We start from the raw sequence: 434 nt of genomic DNA on the forward strand, positions 1-434 counted from the left end.
TTAAAAACAAGTGGGGACTAAAATTTATGACTACAAATCACCAGACATCCATCGCATCTCTTGCGAAAAAACGAAGAACATACAGTGCTGAATTTAAACAGCAGATCGTTCAGGCTTGTAAAGCACCAGACGTTTCAATTGCTTCAGTCGCTTTGCAACATGGATTGAATACAAATCTTGTATCCAAATGGATTCGCTTAATTGATGCTAAGCCAGGGAATGATCGCTCACCACTACCGAATAAACCTGCATTTATTGCCTTATCTTGCTCTGCACCATTAGATCCTACTCCTACTGACATGTTAAAGGTTCAAATTACTTTACCCCACTCAAAAGCAGAAATTGGCTTGAAATGGCAAGTATCAGAAATATCTGCTTTAGCAGAATTACTCAAGGCACTTGCAACATGATCCGCATTGATGAAATCTGGTTGT

The 434-nt window shown here is 39.2% G+C and carries 1 protein-coding gene; it reads left to right on the top strand.

The window, feature by feature from the left end; all coding sequences use genetic code 11:
- Positions 1 to 410: IS66-like element accessory protein TnpA (gene tnpA, locus AC1P5O_RS16900; protein ID WP_499006445.1), on the top strand; the 410-nt coding region annotated here is incomplete at its 5' end.
- Between the last annotated feature and the right edge of the window lie 24 nt (positions 411 to 434).

The organism is Prolinoborus fasciculus, from assembly GCF_056724605.1.